The organism is Pseudomonas sp. S2_E01, assembly GCF_054668365.1.
In genome coordinates, this window is sequence record NZ_CP162762.1 from 4390265 (window position 1) to 4408714 (window position 18450).

Here is an 18450-nt window from a genome sequence, read left to right on the forward strand (position 1 = left end):
GATACAGGCAAGAAAAGCCGTGTTGAGTGGCCGGGCTTCCGTGCCGCCGGAACTGGCGATGGTGATGGCGTGGGTGTGATCACCGTTGGAACTGGTGGTCGTTCCCGCCGACCCATACCAAGGTTCGTCACCCCAGACTGCATTGCCTTCGGTCCCAGGCCCCCGATCCAGGTTGATCCAGATACCGTGCGTATGCGCGCCCGCCACCGCCGCACTGGCGGTGTGTGCGTGGGCAGCGTTCTGACTCGCCTGTGCACTGCCGAGCGCCCGGCCAGGGTCGACGTTACGACCGTCATCGAGACCCCGATCGAAGTGTGCACGGGAATCCGGCAAGTTGAACGTCGTGGCGCCATCACCTGCCCCGTAGTACGTACCGATCCGGGCGAACAGCGCCGCATAGGTCGTTCGCGAGACCGCCGCGCCATTGCGCTTCAGAAAACCGGCAGGCGGCGCGGCCATGGCAAAGTGCGTGACTTCACCCACCCGATCCCCCGCTACGCCCAGCGCAAAGGCCTCGACCTGTGCCTTGGTGTAGACATCGGTCAGCCCGTAACCCGCCACGGTGGTCGGGTTGTCACCGGCAATGGTCCGGCCGTATTTATCCACCGTCAGGCTCTTGTACGTCCCCGCTTGAATCCCGGTCCGCCCCGCCAGCATTTCAAACACCAGTGCCGTCGTGCCCAGTTCAATCGGTCCGTTCGTCACCAGGTGCCACAACGAGTCGCCGTGGACAGCGCCCTCCTCGACCATCACCGTCAGGCTGGGGGTCACTTTGGCGTTGGTGTTGGCGTCAGCCGCACGCAACCACGCGCCATTGGCCACGATATAAATACCGTTATCCTTCGCCGTGGTTTGTGCCTTGACCAGCACCCGCTGTCCGGACACCACCGCGACGCCGTCGATTTGCTGTGCACCGCTGAGCACGATGTTGTCGGTGGTTGCCACACGCACCGATTGCTTGCCGTCGAGCTTGGCCAGTTCCTCGGCGAGGTAGCTCATCACCCACGCCCGGGTCGCCTTGACCACGGTGTCGTCGATCAGCAGCGTAACGTTGGCGGCATTGCTGGTCTCGAAAATCGAGCGGATGTAGAACTCCTTGCCCGAGCCCGATGTGGCCAGCACCGGTTTGAACGACTCCGGGTATTTGACGATGGCGTAGAGGATGCCGCTGTCGGTCCAGATCCCGGCTTCGCGCACATACCAGCCGCCGTCCTCTGGCGGGATGGTCACTTCGGCGAGCAACCAACTGGGGTTCTTCTCGTCCTGGAACAAGGCGTTGATGGGGCCGCGCCAGACTTCCCGTTTGAGCGCGGTGGCAGTGGCTGCCGGGTTGTAGACGGTGCCGCCGCCGTCGCCGACGGAAATCTGCGACAACTTGATCGGCACGCCCGCCGCCTTGCAGGCGGTTTCGTAGGCAATTCCTGCGTTGGTGAGCAGGGTGTAATAGTCGGCCATTCAGGACCCCTGTGGATAAATGGTGGAGGTTTCGACGGTGTAAAGCGCGCCAGCCATGAAGGCTTCGCCCGACACTTCGAGCCCTTCGATAACGACGGGATAAACCGTCGTCAGCTCGCCGCACACGGTGGCGGCGCCGATGACGTGGTTGCCGAAGGCGTTCAGGCCGACCGACACCGACAACACGTCGCGCTCGCTCTTGGCGTCCGCCAGGCGACGGTCCAGGCGAGCATCGATTTCGGCGCTGTAGGGTTGTTCGGTGAATGCACGCACAGAAAAACTGTACGGCTGCCCCATCGGCGTCTGTTCGTACCAGGCCTGTACCTCGGGCCTTAAACGCAGGCCCTTGGCCGCGTTTTCCAGCGCCTGTCGCGTCCCGGCCGCCCGTGCCGTGGGCCAGGCCAGCTCCACGGTCAGGCGTTTTTCCGCCTCAGCCGCTTCGGAACTCCATTCGCTGACACCCCGATCCGCGCCCAGGTACGGCAGAAAAGCAAACGGCGTTTGCGCCGGATTCATCAGCTCGGGAAACGGCGGTGCGATGCGCTCAAGCAGTACGCAAAAGCCGATATCCAGGGCTTTTTCCAGCGCTGAGCTGTTGGAAGGCAACAGGCTCGCGCGAGTTTGTTCGTCACTCATAACGGCAGCACCTCGACCTCGACAGCGGTGCAGTAAGGGGCTTCGAACGCCGTGGTCACGATCGGCTCCAGCGGTTCGAGTATCTCCACTTGAACTGCCCCGGCACTGTGCAGCGTGTAATCGATCCAGCTCGGATCGACCCGCCCTTCCAGGCGATGACAGCTTTGCGCATACGCCCGCAGTTGCGCTTGCGCAGCGAGCTTGGTCAACCCCGAATCGGGGCCGGGATTAATCCTCGCGACCACGCGGATCCTGTAGTTGTGGATGTGCGCACCCTGCACCGTGACGCGGTCCGTTTCCGGCCGCACATCCGGACGGGCGAAGTGCTGGCGAACACCGTCGAGCAACGCGTCGGAGGCCGAGCCATCGCCCTCCCGGGCCAGTACCGTGACCATCACCTCGCCGGGCGCCGTACGGCGTCCATTGCCATCCTTGACCTGCGCCGCAAATCCGTCCGGCTCGAAGCTGTACGTCACCGTCACCTCGCCCGGTGCCTGGGTATCGACCCTCACCACCGGACGCTCACCGAGGGTGAACACCTCGCGCCGATACTGCATGCGCGAACCGGCGGCCGGTGCATGGGGCGCCAGGTAGTAACGCAACCGGGCGTCATCGTCGCTCTCGTACTGCGCCAATACCGGTGGAAAGGCCTGAGGATCGCCAGGGTCAAGCAACTGCCGCTCCAGCCCCATGTCGGCGAGCCGGGCATCCAGGTTGCTGCCGGTTGCCCACCAGGCGAGCATCTGCTTGATGCGGGCGTTGTATTTGCGCTCGTGCAATTGCAGCCGCACGCAAAAGGCTTCAAGCGCCAGAGTCAGCAACTCGCTTTCGTTTTCCAGGCTGACCTTGAGCTTCGCCGCCGTTTGCGGTGAGCGGGCGCCAACGTACTCGACGACAAACGTCTTGAACTCGGCGAGCAAGTCTTCGAACGCCTGCACCGTGACGATCGAAGGCTCGGCCAACTGGTTCTGGCCAGGGATCAACATGCTCATGTCACCACCTCGAAGGTTTGCTGTCGGTTGTTCCAGGTGCCTGCAAAACGCAACACCAGTCCCGCGCCGCGACGGCTGGCGACGATCGCCTGCGGCTGGAAATCAGCGATGCCGTTGTGTTCGTTGTAGAAGGCCTGCGCCGCGTGGCTCTGGGCGAGGAGCAACAGGTCGTCGCCGAGGTTGCGACCCAGCAGGCCCGGGATCAGCGAGCCATACAGCGGACGCTTCTGCCGGGTGCCCAAAAGCGTGGTCAGTGCCCGGGTGGCGCGCTGCACAAACTGCGGCCAATCGTCGACCGACGCCCCGGTGTTTCTATCGATTCCGATCATGGGAAACTCTTTATGCGGTACTGATGACGCGGCCCTGGTGATCCACCACCGGGCCGCTCAGGTGCACACCGGAAGCGTCGAGTCGCAAGCCGACCGCGCCCAGTTGCAACTCGATGACCTGGGGAGTGATCAGCAGGCTCGCGGGGCCGAGGTTCAACTCGAGCGCTTCACGAGAGCCACTGAACGCCGCCGGGCCGTTCTTCCAGTGCAAGGCATGACGGGCGTCGTCGTAGCCACTTTCCGTCCCGTCCGAATAAAGCCGACGCGTCAGCGAAGCCTGGGTCGAGGCGGGAGGAAACTGGTTACCGTTGAGCCCGAACAACGCCACCGATTGCGCGCCACCCGCACCGCCGCCATGGTTGAGCAGCAAGCATTGCTCGCCGACCGTGGGAATCCGCGACTCGCTTTGTGCCCCGGCGCTGGGGTTGAAAAAACGAATCGCCGGGGTCAGCAACTCACCGTGGCTGACCTTGCAGGTGTTGCTGGCGGCGTCGACTTCCTGGCAAACGCCGATTCGGCACAGGCTGTCGGTGCGCCGGTAAAGGTCCTCCAGCTCCGTCTCCATCTCGGCCAGACGCTCGATGATCGGGCCAAGCTGCTGGCGTAAAAGCGCATCAAACATGGCTCAGTCCTCCAGCTCGGTGTATTGGTCCGGGTCGTCGATGTTCGAGACTTCCCAGGTCCTGGCGAATTTCGGGATGCCCAGCGGGTCGTCCAACAGCAGCGCACCGAGGTACAGCGTCTGGTTGAACGACAGGGTCCAGGCGGAATATTCCAGTGCATCGTTGAGAAAGATCGACGGCGAGGCGTTGATGTTTTCGGGCAGGTCGCATTGGCTGCGCGCCAAACCCCAGCGGTTATCGGTGATCAACCCCTTGAGCACGCTGGCGACATCGCAGGCGGCCAAACCGGGATCGTCCAGCGTCGGCGAGGTGATGATCTGCAGCGAGATCGTCAGGACATGGGCAATGCGCCCATCAGGGGCGCGACTGGCACTGGCATTGCGCTCGCAGGCGATCAGGGCCCAGGCCTGGTCGAAGGTTGCGTCGAAGTCATGGCGGCTGGCGACCTTCAAACCCGAGGCAGCCGCCCCGAGGGTTTGCGCGATGGCCAGCAGCAACTGCGACGGCTTGTCGATGTCGATGGACATAAGTGACTTCCTGTGTCGGTTTACTGATCCGGACGGGATTCCGGCGGGGGGACTTCGCAGACACCGATGCGCCTAGCCGCCCAGCGCTCGTAGAGGCCGATGGCGACGTCAGCGCCGGCCATCGCGGTGAGGCAACCGAACGCCCCGGCCACCCAGATCGACAGGCCAGCGGCGTACAGCAGCATCAACGCCGACACCCCGCAGATCATGCAGGCGCCGGAGCGCAGGGCCAGCCGCCGCAGCAACGACCAGCCGCGAGCGCCCTCCTTGTCGGCACGCCACATCTCGCCGGACACCCCACCCAACAGCGCCAGCACGATGACCAGCCAGATCGGTATGTCCAGCAACGCTTGTTGCTCGTTTGTCATGTCGGGCCTCCTTGGAGTGATTGATGAGCGGTTTGGCTTCTTGTAGCGATGCGTATGGTTGGCATTCCAAAAGTGCCTGGCTGCGCGCCAGGCATTTTCAGTAATGCGGTCCTTCGCGTTCCTTTGTTCCTTGTTGACCTTTCGGCGCGACTGGCGCGGTACGGGTCCATTCAAATTGTTTTTCCGACCGCGGTCCCTGCCCGCCGGATAACTGCTTTTGGTGCTTTACGCTGCACACCCGGGTCAGTTGCCAACCCTCTGAACCGTTGAGGCCGGTTCATCGCTGCCTTGTGGTGGAACTAAAGAGCTTCGTTTCGAGCCGGCTTTGTCGAGCGGCTTCAGACGAAGAATATGCATGGATGCATATACAGTCAATGCACAAATGCATTTATTTATGCATTAGATTTGCGCGAATGCATGAAAGCCTTGCTGGCAAAGGCGTTGACGGTTTCCGACAGGCGAAAAAAAACCCACCAGATGGCGGGTTTTATCTAACAGGGGTCGGGTTAGCGGGCGTACATGCCCCACCAGAAGACGTGACCGAGGATGACGATTTGCTCTTCCTGCATTTCCTGGAAGCTGTAGTCTTCATCCGGATGCTCATCACGATTGAAGCTGCGCAGGCGAATGCCGGTCGGCAGGCGATACAGCTGTTTTACCCGCAATTGGCCGTTGTGGTTGATGGCATAAAGATCGCCATCGACGATGTCGCCGATGCCGCTCTTGCCAGCATTGACGCCCACGGTGGCGCCGTCACGCAGCACCGGCAACATGCTGTTGCCACGCACGGTGACACACTTGGCCTGGTCGAACTGAACGCCGTTGTGCCGCAGGCTGCGCTTGCCGAATCGCAGGCTTGAGCGCTCGCTTTCTTCGATGACGAATCTTCCTGATCCCGCAGCCAATTCAACCTCGCGAAGAAAGGGGACCGAGACCTCGTCGTCATCGACGGGGGTATCGTCATCCCACAGACTTATGTCCTTGAGTTCCGAATGCAATTCATCGCGCCCGGCACTCGTGGAGGAAGCAACATCCACGCGCCCTCGAAGCTGGTCGGTGCTCACGGCGAAGTACTCGGCGATCTTCGAGATGTGCTTGTCCGAAGGGTCGACGATCTTGCCGCTGAGAATTCGCGACAGTGTGGATTGAGGCACGCCGGTCCGACGGTGAAGCTCCGTGGGGGAGATCCCGTGATGGTCGAGCAGCGCTCTTAATACGGTAGAAACATTGCGTTTTTGCATATCGCGCATAGTGCTTGATCTTTTTTGCGAAGACAAATGCTGTTTTGCATAATAAGTGCATAACGATGGATATGTTTCCCGAGGCTTTCATGCCTGCGTCGGGCGGACTGCCCATGGTAACCTTGCGCCCATCGCGCAAAAGCCGGGCCGATGCCCCGCCCTTACCCCACACCTTTGAACGAATCTGTCTGATACCCGATGAATAAAGCACTGTCCGATCTGTCCTCGCACACGCCGATGATGCAGCAATACTGGCGCCTGAAGAACCAGCATCCAGACCAGCTCATGTTCTATCGCATGGGCGATTTCTACGAGATCTTCTACGAAGACGCGAAGAAGGCGGCCAAATTGCTGGACATCACCCTGACCGCCCGCGGGCAGTCGGCCGGCCAGGCGATTCCGATGTGTGGGATTCCTTACCACGCGGCGGAAGGTTACCTCGCGAAACTGGTCAAGCTGGGCGAATCGGTGGTGATCTGCGAGCAGGTCGGCGACCCGGCCACCAGCAAGGGGCCGGTCGAACGACAGGTGGTGCGCATCATCACGCCGGGCACCATCAGTGACGAAGCGTTGCTCGATGAACGCCGGGACAACCTGATTGCGGCGGTACTGGGCGACGAGCGCCTGTTTGGCCTGTCGGTGCTGGACATCACCAGCGGCAACTTCTCGGTGCTGGAAATCAAGGGTTGGGAAAACCTGCTGGCGGAACTGGAACGGATCAACCCGGTGGAGCTGTTGATCCCGGATGATTGGCCGAAGGATTTGCCTGCGGAAAAACGTCGTGGGGTTCGTCGCCGTGCACCGTGGGACTTCGAGCGCGACTCGGCACTGAAAAGCCTTTGCCAGCAGTTTTCCACCCAGGACCTCAAGGGCTTTGGTTGCGAGAACCTGACCCTGGCCATCGGCGCCGCCGGTTGCCTGCTGGCCTACGCCAAGGAAACCCAGCGCACCGCCCTGCCCCATTTGCGCAGCCTGCGCCATGAGCGCCTGGACGACACCGTGGTGCTCGATGGTGCGAGCCGTCGCAACCTGGAACTGGACGTCAATCTGGCCGGCGGGCGAGACAACACATTGCAATCGGTGGTCGACCGTTGCCAGACCGCGATGGGCAGCCGCTTGCTCACCCGCTGGTTGAACCGTCCGTTGCGCGACCTGACCGTGCTGCTGGCGCGCCAGACCTCGATCACTTGTCTGCTCGATGGCTACCGGTTCGAAAGGCTGCAACCGCAGCTCAAGGAAATCGGTGACATCGAACGGATTCTCGCGCGCATCGGCCTGCGCAACGCCCGTCCTCGCGACCTCGCTCGCCTGCGCGATGCGCTGGGTGCCCTGCCCGAGTTGCAGGTTGCGATGGCCGAACTGGACACGCCGCACATCATCCAACTGGCAAAAACCACCAGCACCTACCCGGAACTGGCGGCCTTGCTGGAAAAAGCCATCATCGACAACCCGCCGGCGGTCATCCGGGACGGCGGCGTACTGAAAACCGGTTACGACAGCGAACTCGACGAGCTGCAATCGCTGAGCGAGAACGCAGGGCAATTCCTGATCGACCTGGAAGCCCGGGAAAAGGCACGCACCGGCCTGTCCCATCTGAAAGTCGGCTACAACCGCATTCATGGCTACTTCATCGAACTGCCGAGCAAGCAGGCCGAGTCGGCGCCGGCGGACTACATTCGGCGCCAGACGCTCAAGGGCGCCGAGCGCTTCATTACGCCGGAACTCAAGGCCTTCGAAGACAAGGCGCTGTCGGCCAAGAGCCGTGCGCTGGCCCGCGAGAAGATGCTCTACGAAGCCCTGCTCGAAGACCTGATCGCCCAATTGCCGCCACTGCAAGACACTGCGGCGGCGCTGGCCGAGCTCGACGTGCTGAGCAACCTCGCCGAACGCGCGCTCAACCTTGACCTCAACTGCCCGCGCTTCGTTGACGAGCCGTGCATGCGCATCAGCCAGGGTCGTCACCCGGTGGTCGAGCAGGTACTGACCACGCCGTTCGTGGCCAACGACCTGAGCCTTGATGACAATACGCGGATGCTGGTGATCACCGGCCCGAACATGGGTGGTAAATCCACCTACATGCGCCAGACCGCACTGATCGTGCTGCTGGCCCATATTGGCAGCTTCGTACCGGCGGCCAGTTGCGAATTGTCGCTGGTGGATCGGATCTTCACGCGGATCGGTTCCAGTGACGACCTGGCCGGTGGTCGTTCGACCTTCATGGTCGAAATGAGCGAAACCGCAAATATCCTGCACAACGCCACCGATCGTAGCCTGGTGCTGATGGACGAAGTCGGTCGCGGCACCAGTACTTTTGACGGCCTGTCCCTGGCCTGGGCTGCGGCAGAACGTCTCGCCCAACTGCGTGCCTACACGCTGTTCGCCACCCACTATTTTGAGCTGACGGTGCTGCCGGAAGCCCAACCGCTGGTGGCCAACGTGCACCTCAATGCCACCGAGCACAACGAGCGTATCGTGTTCCTGCACCACGTGCTGCCCGGCCCTGCCAGTCAGAGCTATGGCCTGGCAGTGGCCCAGCTGGCCGGGGTTCCGAGCGAAGTGATCGTGCGCGCCCGTGAGCATTTGGGACGCCTGGAAGCCACCGCGCTGCCACATGAAGCCCCCAAGCCCGTCAAGGGCAAACCGGTCGCGCCGCAGCAGAGCGATCTGTTCGCCAGCCTGCCGCACCCGGTCCTGGATGAACTGGCGAAACTGGATCTCGATGACCTGACACCGCGTCGGGCGCTCGAAATGCTCTATACACTGAAGACACGGATCTAACGCACTTCGCCTTCAAGCTGTTAGAATCTCGCGCGGTTCGGGATGCTGCAGGCTAATAGCCTGGTCTGCAGACTATCGCTCCCGAACCTGGCGACCCCAACGTGAAGGGGTCCGCTGCCGCCGCCTGAGGAGAAAATTAGAAATGACCTTCGTCGTCACCGACAACTGCATCAAGTGCAAGTACACCGACTGCGTAGAAGTCTGTCCGGTGGACTGCTTTTACGAAGGCCCGAACTTCCTGGTGATTCACCCGGATGAGTGCATTGACTGCGCCCTGTGCGAGCCAGAATGCCCAGCCGTGGCCATCTTCTCCGAAGATGAAGTCCCGGAAGACATGCAGGAATTCATTCAGCTGAACGTTGAGCTGGCCGAAGTCTGGCCGAACATCACCGAGAAGAAAGAATCCCTGCCTGATGCCGAAGAGTGGGATGGCGTCAAAGGCAAGATCAAGGATCTCGAGCGCTGATCGCCCCGCGCTCCCGAAAAGGCCCCTTGCGGGCCTTTTTGCTTTTCTGCAGACAAAAAAAGGGGCGGTTTGACCCGCCCACATTTTTTCCCTATTCCCTGTGTTCCTTTTCATCATCCTGATGAATTGCATCCAGCAATGTCCATTCCCCTCGTCCGTGAAGGGCGTGTCAGTCCGTCGACACAGCCCCGATACTAGAGCGTTCCCGGATGGACGCAAACCGGCCCGGGCAGTCGGCCAGAGAGACTGATGGCGAGCGCTTTCTTTTAAATGTCCCGCCTATTCAATCAGATAGCGTTCGAACACGAGCTCGATAGGCATCCGCCAAGGTGTAAAAATAACGAACACTTACGACAGAGTAAGCAAAAGCGTACAAGGCGACGCTGAAAAGGTGACCGGTAGGAGCTAGCATGTCGAGGCGTCGAACCGTCGCGATGGTGGTCAACGATAACGCTGGCGGCCTGGCACTGCGCGGTGCCCTTGCAATCATCGCGAGCAAGCTCGCTCCTACAGGGTCGGGGCCTGCCCGCGATGGTCGTCAACGATGACGCTGGCGGCCTGACACCCAGCGGTGCCTGGACATCCATCGCGAGCAAGCTCGCTCCTACAGGGTCGGGGCCTGCCCGCGATGGTCGTCAACGATGACGCGGGCGGCCTGACACCCAGCGGAGCCTGGACATCCATCGCGAGCAAGCTTGCTCGTATCTGGGCAGCAGGCATAAAAAAACCCCGATCAATTCGGGGCTTTTTGGCTGACAGCTCAAGCGACTCGCTTACTGAAACAGCGACTCACTCGACAGGCCATTCTTTTCCAGGATTTCACGCAGGCGCTTCAAGCCTTCCACCTGGATCTGCCGGACCCGTTCCCGGGTCAAACCTATTTCCAGGCCTACATCTTCCAGCGTGCTGCTCTCATGACCGCGCAGGCCGAAGCGACGTATCACCACCTCGCGCTGCTTGTCGGTCAACTCCGAGAGCCACTGATCAATGCTCTGTGACAGGTCGTCATCCTGCAACAGTTCGCACGGATCGGTCGGGCGCTCATCGGTAAGGGTGTCCAGCAGGGTTTTATCAGAATCCGGACCCAGCGAGACGTCGACCGAAGAAACCCGCTCATTCAAGCCGAGCATGCGCTTGACCTCTCCTACCGGTTTTTCCAGCAGGTTGGCGATTTCTTCGGGTGAGGGTTCGTGATCGAGCTTTTGCGTCAGTTCCCGTGCGGCCCGCAGGTACACGTTGAGTTCCTTGACCACATGGATCGGCAACCGGATGGTCCGGGTCTGATTCATGATTGCGCGCTCGATGGTTTGACGAATCCACCAGGTTGCGTAGGTCGAAAAGCGGAATCCACGTTCGGGGTCGAACTTCTCCACCGCCCGGATCAGTCCGAGGTTGCCCTCTTCGATCAGGTCCAGGAGCGACAAGCCACGATTGACGTAGCGACGGGCGATTTTCACCACCAGCCGCAAGTTGCTTTCAATCATGCGTTTGCGTCCAGCCGGATCACCACTTTGCGACAAGCGTGCAAAGTGAACTTCTTCTTCGGGGGACAGCAGAGGGGAAAAGCCGATTTCATTGAGATACAGCTGCGTGGCATCGAGCGCACGCGTGTAATCAATGTATTTGTGTTGCTTCAACGTTGCGGAGTGTTTGGATTTGGCACGAACGGAAGGTGGAGCCGCCCCTTCATCATTCGACATCGAATCCATACCGATGCCGGTCTCCATCAGGAGAACCTCATCGTCGATGTCAAACTCCGGCACTTCTTTACTGAGAGCCATTGTTATAGTCCTTTGGTGAGTTCGACCTCAAGCTCGAGCGGCGCCTTTATCCTTGGCAACGCTGGAGCCTGTTCCCTCTACGTGATGGAACAGGCTGGAAACAAATCAACGACGTGGCAGGAACTGCAGCGGATCTACTGGTTTACCTTGTCGGCGAATCTCAAAATGCAGTTTCACCCGGTCCGTACCCGTTGACCCCATTTCGGCAATTGTCTGTCCGACCTTGACCTGCTGCCCCTCCCGAACCAACAGCCTGCGGTTGTGACCGTAGGCACTGACGTAGGTATCGCTGTGTTTGATGATGACTAATTCGCCGTAGCCCCTTAAGCCACTCCCGGCGTACACCACCGTCCCATCAGACGCAGCTAAAACAGGCTGTCCCAAATCTCCGGCGATATCAATTCCTTTATTCAAACTACCGTTTGAAGAGAATTTTCCAATTAAAATGCCATTAGAAGGCCACCCCCAGCCGGTCGGGGCCGGGCCTGGAGCGGGGATCGGAGCAGGTGCAGGCTTGTTTGCGACAGACGGTGATACCACCGTCGTGGTCGTCGTTGCGCCATTTGGCTGGCGTCGAATGACCGTGGTTTTACTGGACGACGACGGTGCTGAAACGGGCGTGACCGCGACCGGTGCCGGCGTTGATCCGGTGCGCCCGTCGAAGCGAATCGTCTGACCTGGGTGAATGGTGTATGGCGCAGGAATGTTGTTGCGCGCCGCCAGAGCCTTGTAGTCCCAACCGTAGCGAAATGCGATGGAGAACAGGGTGTCTTTGGGTCGAACCACATACTGGCCCGTGGTCACAGCCGGACGCTGGGCGGCGGCATTGTTGCGATCGACGACACGCACATCGCTGGATTTATTGCTGGAACAACCGACCAGCAAGGTGCTCAAGACAAGGCCAGTCACCAGGCGCTGAAAGCTCGTTTTACCCATACGCTGCGCTATGACTGTGAGACTCACCCGCCGCTCCCTTTGTGCTGGCTGAAATGTTGGAATGCCATGTTGCGGCATGAAGTGTCGCAAGTATAACGGGCCGTGCAGGCTTTACCTTTAATGGATCGAGTTGGCCTCGCGCACACGTTTGCTGCCTGCCGTTGAATCCCGTTTAACCGATCGATGCTGCTGTAAGACAGAGGCCATCGAAGAGAATTCAGCACGCTTGAACAAATGCTCAGGCCAGTGGCCCGTTGAGCAGCGGGACAAAACGTACCGCTCCCAGAACTCGCCTGGAAAACCCGTGCTCCTCGCGGATGATCAGCATTAATTGCTGGACCTCGCCTGAGCCAACCGGAATGACCAGTCGTCCTCCCGGCGCCAACTGATCGAGCAATGCCTGCGGCACATCCGTAGCCACCGCAGTCACAATGATGCCGTTGTACGGCGCCAGCGCTGGCCACCCTTCCCAGCCATCGCCCCAACGGAACACTACGTTGCGCAGGTTGAGATCGAGCAGTCGCTCCTTGGCGCGATCCTGCAACACCTTGATGCGCTCGACGGAGAACACCCGCTCGACGAGTTGTGACAGGATCGCGGTCTGATAACCCGACCCGGTGCCGATTTCCATGACCTTGTCCAGCGGCCCCGCCTCCAGCAACAGCTCGCTCATGCGAGCCACCATGTAAGGCTGAGAGATCGTCTGGTTGTTGCCAATCGGCAACGCCGTGTCTTCATAGGCACGGTGCGCCAGCGCTTCGTCGACGAACAGGTGACGCGGCGTGCGACGTATCACTTCCAGCACCTTGGCGTTGCTGATGCCTTCTTCGTACAACCGCTGTATCAGACGCTCGCGCGTGCGCTGCGAGGTCATGCCGATGCCGCGGTGCATCGGGTCTTGTTCACGAGCCATCAGTGCAGTCCCTCCAGCCAGCCATCGAGGCTGCGGAAGGCATCATTGAAGGTGCGATCCAGCTGCAATGGCGTGATGGATACGTAGCCCTGCATCACCGCATGGAAATCAGTGCCGGCACCACCGTCCTCGGCATCGCCGGCTGCAGCGATCCAGTATCCGGACTTGCCACGCGGGTCGACGACCTTCATAGGGGCCGCCGCACGGGCGCGATGGCCGAGACGGGTCAACTGGATGCCACGGATATGATCCAGCGGCAAATTGGGAATGTTCACGTTCAATACCGTACGCGGTGGAAGCTCGAGCTCTGCGTGGGCCTGCACCAGTTTGCGTGCAAAGTAGGCGGCAGTAGGAAGATTCTCGACCTGTCGGGAAACCAGCGAAAAGGCAAACGAAGGACGCTCCAGGAACCGACCTTCAAGGGCCGCGGCCACCGTGCCGGAATACAGCACGTCGTCCCCCAGGTTGGCGCCCAGGTTGATGCCGGAAACCACCATGTCCGGTTCACGTTCCAGCAGGCCATTGAGACCCAGGTGCACGCAATCGGTGGGGGTGCCATTGAGGCTGATAAAACCGTTCGCCAATGTTTGGGGGTGCAACGGACGGTCCAGCGTCAGCGAACTGCTGGCACCGCTCTTGTCCTGGTCCGGGGCGATAACCACGCATTCGGTGTAATCCGCCAGCGCAGCATAAAGCGCGGCGAGACCGGGTGCGGTTACCCCATCGTCGTTAGAAATCAGAATACGCATGGGCTGTCCGTCTGCCCTGCTGGCACCAGATCGACGAGTTCACGCACCAATACGGTGGCGAAGCATCCGGCCGGCAGGACGAATTCCAGTTGCAGAATGTCAGGCTCGGGATAATGCCACGTCAACCCACTAATGGGCAGCCGCAGGATGCGACGTTCGTGGCTCATACCGGCGTTAATCAACCAATCGCGCAAGTCCGCTTCGCGCGCGGCGATGGCCTGTTCCAGTTCATGGACAGCGCCCGCCGCCGGCGAGTCACCTTCGCCCCACTGAGGGCCGGTCGGGTGGAGGTCCAGAATGGCCAGTCGCGGGTCACTGCACTCGGCCTCTCCTGCCGGGAAAAAACTGCGGCTGTCGGTAAACGCCAGCAAGTCACCCACCTGCGCCCGCTGCCAGGTGCCATCCGCCACGCGCGCCGCCAGTACCTGGTTGAACAGAAAGCTGCGAGCGGCGGAGAGCAGGCGCGAACGCACATTGCGCTGCTCTGGCAATGCCCTGCGTGCAGCCCAGCCACGGGCATCGACCACATTGCCGCCGTCAAAGCCAAAACGCTGGGCACCAAAATAATTGGGGATGCCCTGGTTGACGATCCGCTGCAGGCGTTCTTCGATGGCGGCCTTGTCCCCGTCGAACTGCGTCAGGCGCAGGGTGAAGCCGTTGGCCGAGTGCGCACCCCGTTGCAGCTTGCGCTTGTGCCGGCTGGTCTTGAGGATTTTCAGGGTATCGTTTTCGGCCGCCGACAGATCAGGGTCGGCCTTGCCAGGCAGTTGCACGCTGAACCATTGGCGGGTCAAGGCCTGACGATCCTTGAGCCCGGCATAGCTGACAGTACGCAACGGCACACCGGCAGCCTTGGCGATACGGCGCGCGGCTTCTTCAGTGTTCAAGCCGCGTTTTTCCACCCAGATCCATAGGTGTTCACCGTCGCCGCTCAAGGGAATATCGAGGACTTCATCGACCTGGAAATCTTCGGCGATAGCCTTCAACACCGCCGTACCGAGGGCGTCACCATAGGCCCGGGGGCCAAGCAATTGCAGTTCGTTCATGCGCGCAGCAACAGGGCAACGGAGTGCACGGCAATGCCCTCTTCACGACCGACGAAACCGAGCTTTTCAGTGGTGGTGGCTTTCACGTTCACTTGGTCCAGTTCAACTTGGAGATCCGCGGCGATCAGCGCGCGCATCGATTCGATATGCGGGGCCATTTTCGGTGCCTGGGCAACGATGGTGTTGTCGACGTTGCCGACTTTCCAGCCTTTGGCGTGGATCAACGCGACAACGTGACGCAACAGCACGCGGCTGTCGGCGCCCTTGAATGTAGGGTCTGTATCGGGGAAATGCTTGCCGATATCGCCCAGCGCAGCCGCGCCAAGCAGGGCATCGCTCAAGGCGTGCAGCAGGACGTCACCGTCGGAATGGGCGAGCAGACCGAAGCCGTGTGCAATGCGCACGCCGCCCAGTGTAATGAAATCGCCTTCAGCGAAACGGTGCACATCATAGCCGTGGCCAATACGCATAAAAAAACGCCCCGATTTTTGTCAGGGCGTGATTCTACCTGCATTAGGCGTTCAGGGCGCGTCCGTGATGCTGCAAGTGGTCGTCGATGAAACTGGCGATGAAGAAATAGCTATGGTCATAGCCCGGTTGCAGGCGCAACGTCAGGGGATGACCCGCCTGTTTCGCTGCCTGCTGCAACGCCTCAGGCTTGAGCTGGTTGCTCAGGAAATCATCGCGATCACCCTGGTCCACCAACAGCGGCAGCTTCTCACCAGCCTCGGCGATCAACGCACAGGCATCCCACTCCCGCCACTTGGAACGGTCCTCTCCCAGATATCGGGAAAAGGCCTTCTGTCCCCATGGGCAGTCCATCGGATTGTTGATCGGTGAAAACGCCGACACCGAGAGGTAACGCCCCGGGTTGCGCAGCGCGCAGACCAACGCTCCATGCCCCCCCATGGAGTGACCGCTGATGCCGCGTTTGTCCGACGCTGGGAAATGCGCTTCGACCAAGGCAGGCAATTCCTGCACGACATAGTCATGCATCCGATAGTGTCGCGACCAGGGTTCCTGCGTGGCGTTCAGGTAGAACCCGGCACCGAGACCGAAATCCCAGGCACCGTCCGGATCACCCGGCACATCGGCGCCGCGCGGGCTGGTGTCCGGCGCAACGATGATCAGCCCCAGTTCGGCCGCCATGCGCATGGCGCCGGCCTTCTGCATGAAGTTTTCATCGGTGCAGGTCAGGCCGGACAACCAGTACAACACCGGCAACTTGCCCCCTTGCTCCGCCTGCGGCGGCAGGTAGACGGCAAATACCATGTCGCATCCAAGCGTTTCAGAGCGATGACGATAACGCTTGTGCCAGCCGCCGAAGCTTTTCTGGCAGGAGATATTTTCTAGATTCATGAATGCTCTCCCAGCAGCAAGCCACACGCCGGAAGCTGCAAGCAGAGACGCCCTCACTTGCAGCTTGCAGCCTGTCGCTCACGGCTGCTTCTTAGAAATGAATGACGGAGCGGATGCTTTTTCCTTCATGCATCAGGTCGAAAGCCTTGTTGATATCTTCCAGGCCCATGGTGTGGGTGATGAAGGTATCCAGCGGGATTTCGCCGGTTTCGGACATTTCCACGTAGCTTGGCAACTCGGTCCGGCCGCGTACCCCACCGAATGCCGAACCGCGCCAAACGCGACCGGTCACCAGTTGGAAAGGACGGGTTGAGATCTCCTGGCCGGCACCGGCCACGCCAATGATCACCGACTCACCCCAGCCCTTATGGCAGCACTCGAGCGCCGCGCGCATGAGTTGCACATTGCCGATGCACTCGAAGGAAAAGTCGACGCCGCCGTCAGTCATGTCGACGATGACTTCCTGGATCGGACGGTCGAAGTCTTTCGGGTTTACACAATCGGTTGCACCCAATTGTTTGGCGATTTCGAACTTGGCCGGGTTGATGTCGATGGCAATGATCCGTGCCGCCTTGGCTTTGACCGCGCCGATCACGGCGGAAAGACCGATGCCGCCGAGACCAAAAATCGCCACGGTATCACCTGGTTTCACCTTGGCGGTATTCAACACGGCGCCGATGCCCGTCGTCACACCACAACCCAGCAGGCAGACTTTTTCCAGCGGTGCTTCCTTGGCAATCTTGGCCACGGAAATTTCCGGCAGCACGGTGTACTCGGAGAAAGTCGAGGTTCCCATGTAGTGGAAAATCGTTTCACCTTTGTAGGAAAAACGCGAAGTACCGTCCGGCATCAGGCCCTTGCCCTGGGTCGCACGAATCGCCTGGCACAGGTTGGTTTTGCCCGACAGGCAGAATTTGCATTGGCGGCATTCCGGGGTGTACAGCGGAATGACATGATCGCCCACGGCGACGGAAGTCACGCCTTCACCAATGGCTTCGACCACGGCGCCACCTTCATGGCCCAGAATCGACGGGAAGATACCTTCCGGATCAGCGCCCGACAGGGTGTAGGCGTCGGTGTGGCAAACACCGGAGGCCACTACGCGCAGCAGCACTTCACCGGCCTTGGGCATGGCGACATCGACTTCGACGATTTCGAGGGGCTTCTTGGCCTCGAAGGCTACGGCGGCGCGGGACTTGATCATGTGAATGCTCCAGTGAATAAAAACGAGACAGTCAGTGTAATCCACTGCACTACAGTGAATAATCCAGACAAAAGCAAAACATTATTGCCCTATAGGGATAATCGCAGATGTCTGAAAATCGCTGGGAAGGCATCGACGAATTTGTGGCCGTTGCCGAGTGCAGCCAGTTCACGGCGGCCGCCGAGCGGCTCGGAGTTTCTTCTTCCCACATCAGTCGCCAGATCGTACGACTCGAAGAGCGCTTGCAAACTCGCCTGCTCTACCGCAGCACTCGCCGTGTCACATTGACCGAGGCCGGGCAAACCTTCCTGCAACATTGCCAGCGTTTGCAGGATGGCCGCGAAGAAGCACTGCGTGCGGTCGGCGATCTGACCAGCGAACCCAAGGGCATGCTGCGCATGACCTGCGCCGTGGCCTACGGCGAGCGCTTCATCGTGCCGCTGGTCACGCGCTTCATGGGCCTGTATCCGCAACTGCGCATCGACATCGAACTGAGCAACCGTCAGCTCGACCTTGTCCATGAAGGGCTGGACTTGGCGATCCGCCTCGGCCGCTTGCAGGACTCACGCCTGGTGGCCACGCGACTGGCGCCGCGACGCATGTACCTGTGCGCCTCGCCGTCCTACCTGGAACGTTACGGTCGCCCACATAGCCTTTCGGAATTGAGCCGCCATAACTGCCTGGTCGGAAGCTCGGACCTCTGGCAACTGGAGCAGAACGGGCGGGAGTTTTCGCAGCGTGTACAGGGAAACTGGCGCTGCAACAGCGGGCAAGCCGTGCTGGATGCGACGCTGCAGGGGGTGGGGCTGTGTCAGTTGCCGGACTATTACGTGCTTGAGCACCTGAAAAGTGGTGCGCTGATTTCATTGCTCGAAGCGCATCAGCCTCCGAACACGGCGGTTTGGGCGCTCTATCCACAGCAAAGGCATCTGTCGCCGAAGGTGCGCAAGTTGGTGGATTACTTGAAGGAAGGGTTGGCGCAGCGGCCTGAATATCGGGGGGAGTGAGTCAGCAGGATATTGGGTTGGCAGGACCGACGCCATCGTC

19 protein-coding genes and 1 pseudogene are annotated in these 18450 nt (G+C 60.5%); 4 read left to right on the forward strand and 16 right to left on the reverse strand.

The annotated features are described in order from the left end of the window. Positions 1–249: 249 nt before the first annotated feature. From AB4O36_RS20440 to AB4O36_RS20475, 8 genes and pseudogenes are all read right to left on the reverse strand, one after another. Positions 250–1455 (reverse strand): annotated as a pseudogene (locus AB4O36_RS20440) (phage tail-collar fiber domain-containing protein); the annotation flags it as partial. After that, entirely contained in the window at positions 1456–2091 is a 636-nt protein-coding gene (locus AB4O36_RS20445; RefSeq protein ID WP_460140122.1) for a phage tail protein I, read from the reverse strand. Beyond that, positions 2088–3083 (reverse strand): baseplate J/gp47 family protein, encoded by a 996-nt coding sequence (locus tag AB4O36_RS20450; protein ID WP_460140123.1) that lies wholly within the window; start codon positions 3081–3083, stop codon positions 2088–2090. The genes AB4O36_RS20445 and AB4O36_RS20450 overlap by 4 nt, the downstream gene beginning before the upstream one ends. Next, on the reverse strand, positions 3080–3412 hold the full coding sequence (locus AB4O36_RS20455) for a phage baseplate protein (protein ID WP_460140124.1): 333 nt from the start codon (positions 3410–3412) through the stop codon (positions 3080–3082). The genes AB4O36_RS20450 and AB4O36_RS20455 overlap by 4 nt, the downstream gene beginning before the upstream one ends. A gap of 10 nt (positions 3413–3422) precedes the next feature. Continuing rightward, positions 3423–4034, reverse strand: coding sequence for a phage baseplate assembly protein V (locus tag AB4O36_RS20460; protein ID WP_460140125.1), 612 nt, complete (start codon positions 4032–4034; stop codon positions 3423–3425). Positions 4035–4037: 3 nt separating this feature from the next. Further along, positions 4038–4562, reverse strand: coding sequence for a hypothetical protein (locus AB4O36_RS20465; RefSeq protein WP_460140126.1), 525 nt, complete (start codon positions 4560–4562; stop codon positions 4038–4040). 20 nt (positions 4563–4582) lie between these two features. Then, positions 4583–4930: a phage holin family protein gene (locus tag AB4O36_RS20470; RefSeq protein WP_460140127.1), complete on the reverse strand. Its 348-nt coding sequence runs from the start codon at positions 4928–4930 to the stop codon at positions 4583–4585. Positions 4931–5436: 506 nt separating this feature from the next. Further along, positions 5437–6171: a LexA family transcriptional regulator gene (locus AB4O36_RS20475; RefSeq protein ID WP_460142165.1), complete on the reverse strand. Its 735-nt coding sequence runs from the start codon at positions 6169–6171 to the stop codon at positions 5437–5439. A gap of 210 nt (positions 6172–6381) precedes the next feature. On the opposite strand from AB4O36_RS20475, the gene mutS reads away from it, so the two are divergent. From mutS to AB4O36_RS20490, 3 genes are all read left to right on the forward strand, one after another. Further along, positions 6382–8949 (forward strand): DNA mismatch repair protein MutS, encoded by a 2568-nt coding sequence (gene mutS / locus AB4O36_RS20480; RefSeq protein ID WP_460142166.1) that lies wholly within the window; start codon positions 6382–6384, stop codon positions 8947–8949. Between the two features lie 142 nt (positions 8950–9091). Beyond that, positions 9092–9415, forward strand: a complete 324-nt coding sequence (gene fdxA, locus AB4O36_RS20485) for a ferredoxin FdxA (RefSeq protein WP_123465120.1) — start codon at positions 9092–9094, stop codon at positions 9413–9415. A gap of 410 nt (positions 9416–9825) precedes the next feature. Continuing rightward, the gene (locus AB4O36_RS20490; protein ID WP_460117519.1) at positions 9826–9963 is read left to right on the forward strand and encodes a hypothetical protein; all 138 of its coding nucleotides are present in this window, start codon (positions 9826–9828) and stop codon (positions 9961–9963) included. Between the two features lie 225 nt (positions 9964–10188). Here the strand turns inward: AB4O36_RS20490 and rpoS are convergent, their stop codons facing one another. The 8 genes from rpoS to AB4O36_RS20530 form a co-directional block, all read right to left on the reverse strand. Continuing rightward, positions 10189–11196, reverse strand: a complete 1008-nt coding sequence (gene rpoS / locus AB4O36_RS20495; protein ID WP_460117521.1) for an RNA polymerase sigma factor RpoS — start codon at positions 11194–11196, stop codon at positions 10189–10191. 105 nt (positions 11197–11301) lie between these two features. Then, a complete protein-coding gene (locus tag AB4O36_RS20500) occupies positions 11302–12159 on the reverse strand; it encodes a peptidoglycan DD-metalloendopeptidase family protein (protein WP_460117523.1) in 858 nt (285 codons plus the stop codon). A gap of 211 nt (positions 12160–12370) precedes the next feature. Then, positions 12371–13006 (reverse strand): protein-L-isoaspartate(D-aspartate) O-methyltransferase, encoded by a 636-nt coding sequence (locus AB4O36_RS20505; RefSeq protein ID WP_371049381.1) that lies wholly within the window; start codon positions 13004–13006, stop codon positions 12371–12373. A gap of 38 nt (positions 13007–13044) precedes the next feature. After that, positions 13045–13794 (reverse strand): 5'/3'-nucleotidase SurE, encoded by a 750-nt coding sequence (gene surE / locus AB4O36_RS20510; protein WP_460117525.1) that lies wholly within the window; start codon positions 13792–13794, stop codon positions 13045–13047. After that, the gene (gene truD, locus AB4O36_RS20515; RefSeq protein WP_460117526.1) at positions 13782–14840 is read right to left on the reverse strand and encodes a tRNA pseudouridine(13) synthase TruD; all 1059 of its coding nucleotides are present in this window, start codon (positions 14838–14840) and stop codon (positions 13782–13784) included. The genes surE and truD overlap by 13 nt, the downstream gene beginning before the upstream one ends. Next, positions 14837–15310, reverse strand: coding sequence for a 2-C-methyl-D-erythritol 2,4-cyclodiphosphate synthase (gene ispF / locus AB4O36_RS20520; RefSeq protein WP_010462780.1), 474 nt, complete (start codon positions 15308–15310; stop codon positions 14837–14839). Before ispF ends, truD begins: the two co-directional genes overlap by 4 nt. A gap of 43 nt (positions 15311–15353) precedes the next feature. Continuing rightward, complete coding sequence (gene fghA / locus AB4O36_RS20525; RefSeq protein ID WP_460117528.1) at positions 15354–16199, reverse strand: S-formylglutathione hydrolase; 846 nt, start codon at positions 16197–16199, stop codon at positions 15354–15356. Positions 16200–16290: 91 nt separating this feature from the next. Continuing rightward, entirely contained in the window at positions 16291–17403 is a 1113-nt protein-coding gene (locus tag AB4O36_RS20530; RefSeq protein ID WP_460117530.1) for an S-(hydroxymethyl)glutathione dehydrogenase/class III alcohol dehydrogenase, read from the reverse strand. Positions 17404–17510: 107 nt separating this feature from the next. Between AB4O36_RS20530 and AB4O36_RS20535 the strand changes: the two genes are divergently transcribed. Beyond that, on the forward strand, positions 17511–18410 hold the full coding sequence (locus AB4O36_RS20535; RefSeq protein WP_460117532.1) for a LysR family transcriptional regulator: 900 nt from the start codon (positions 17511–17513) through the stop codon (positions 18408–18410). Positions 18411–18450 lie beyond the last annotated feature (40 nt).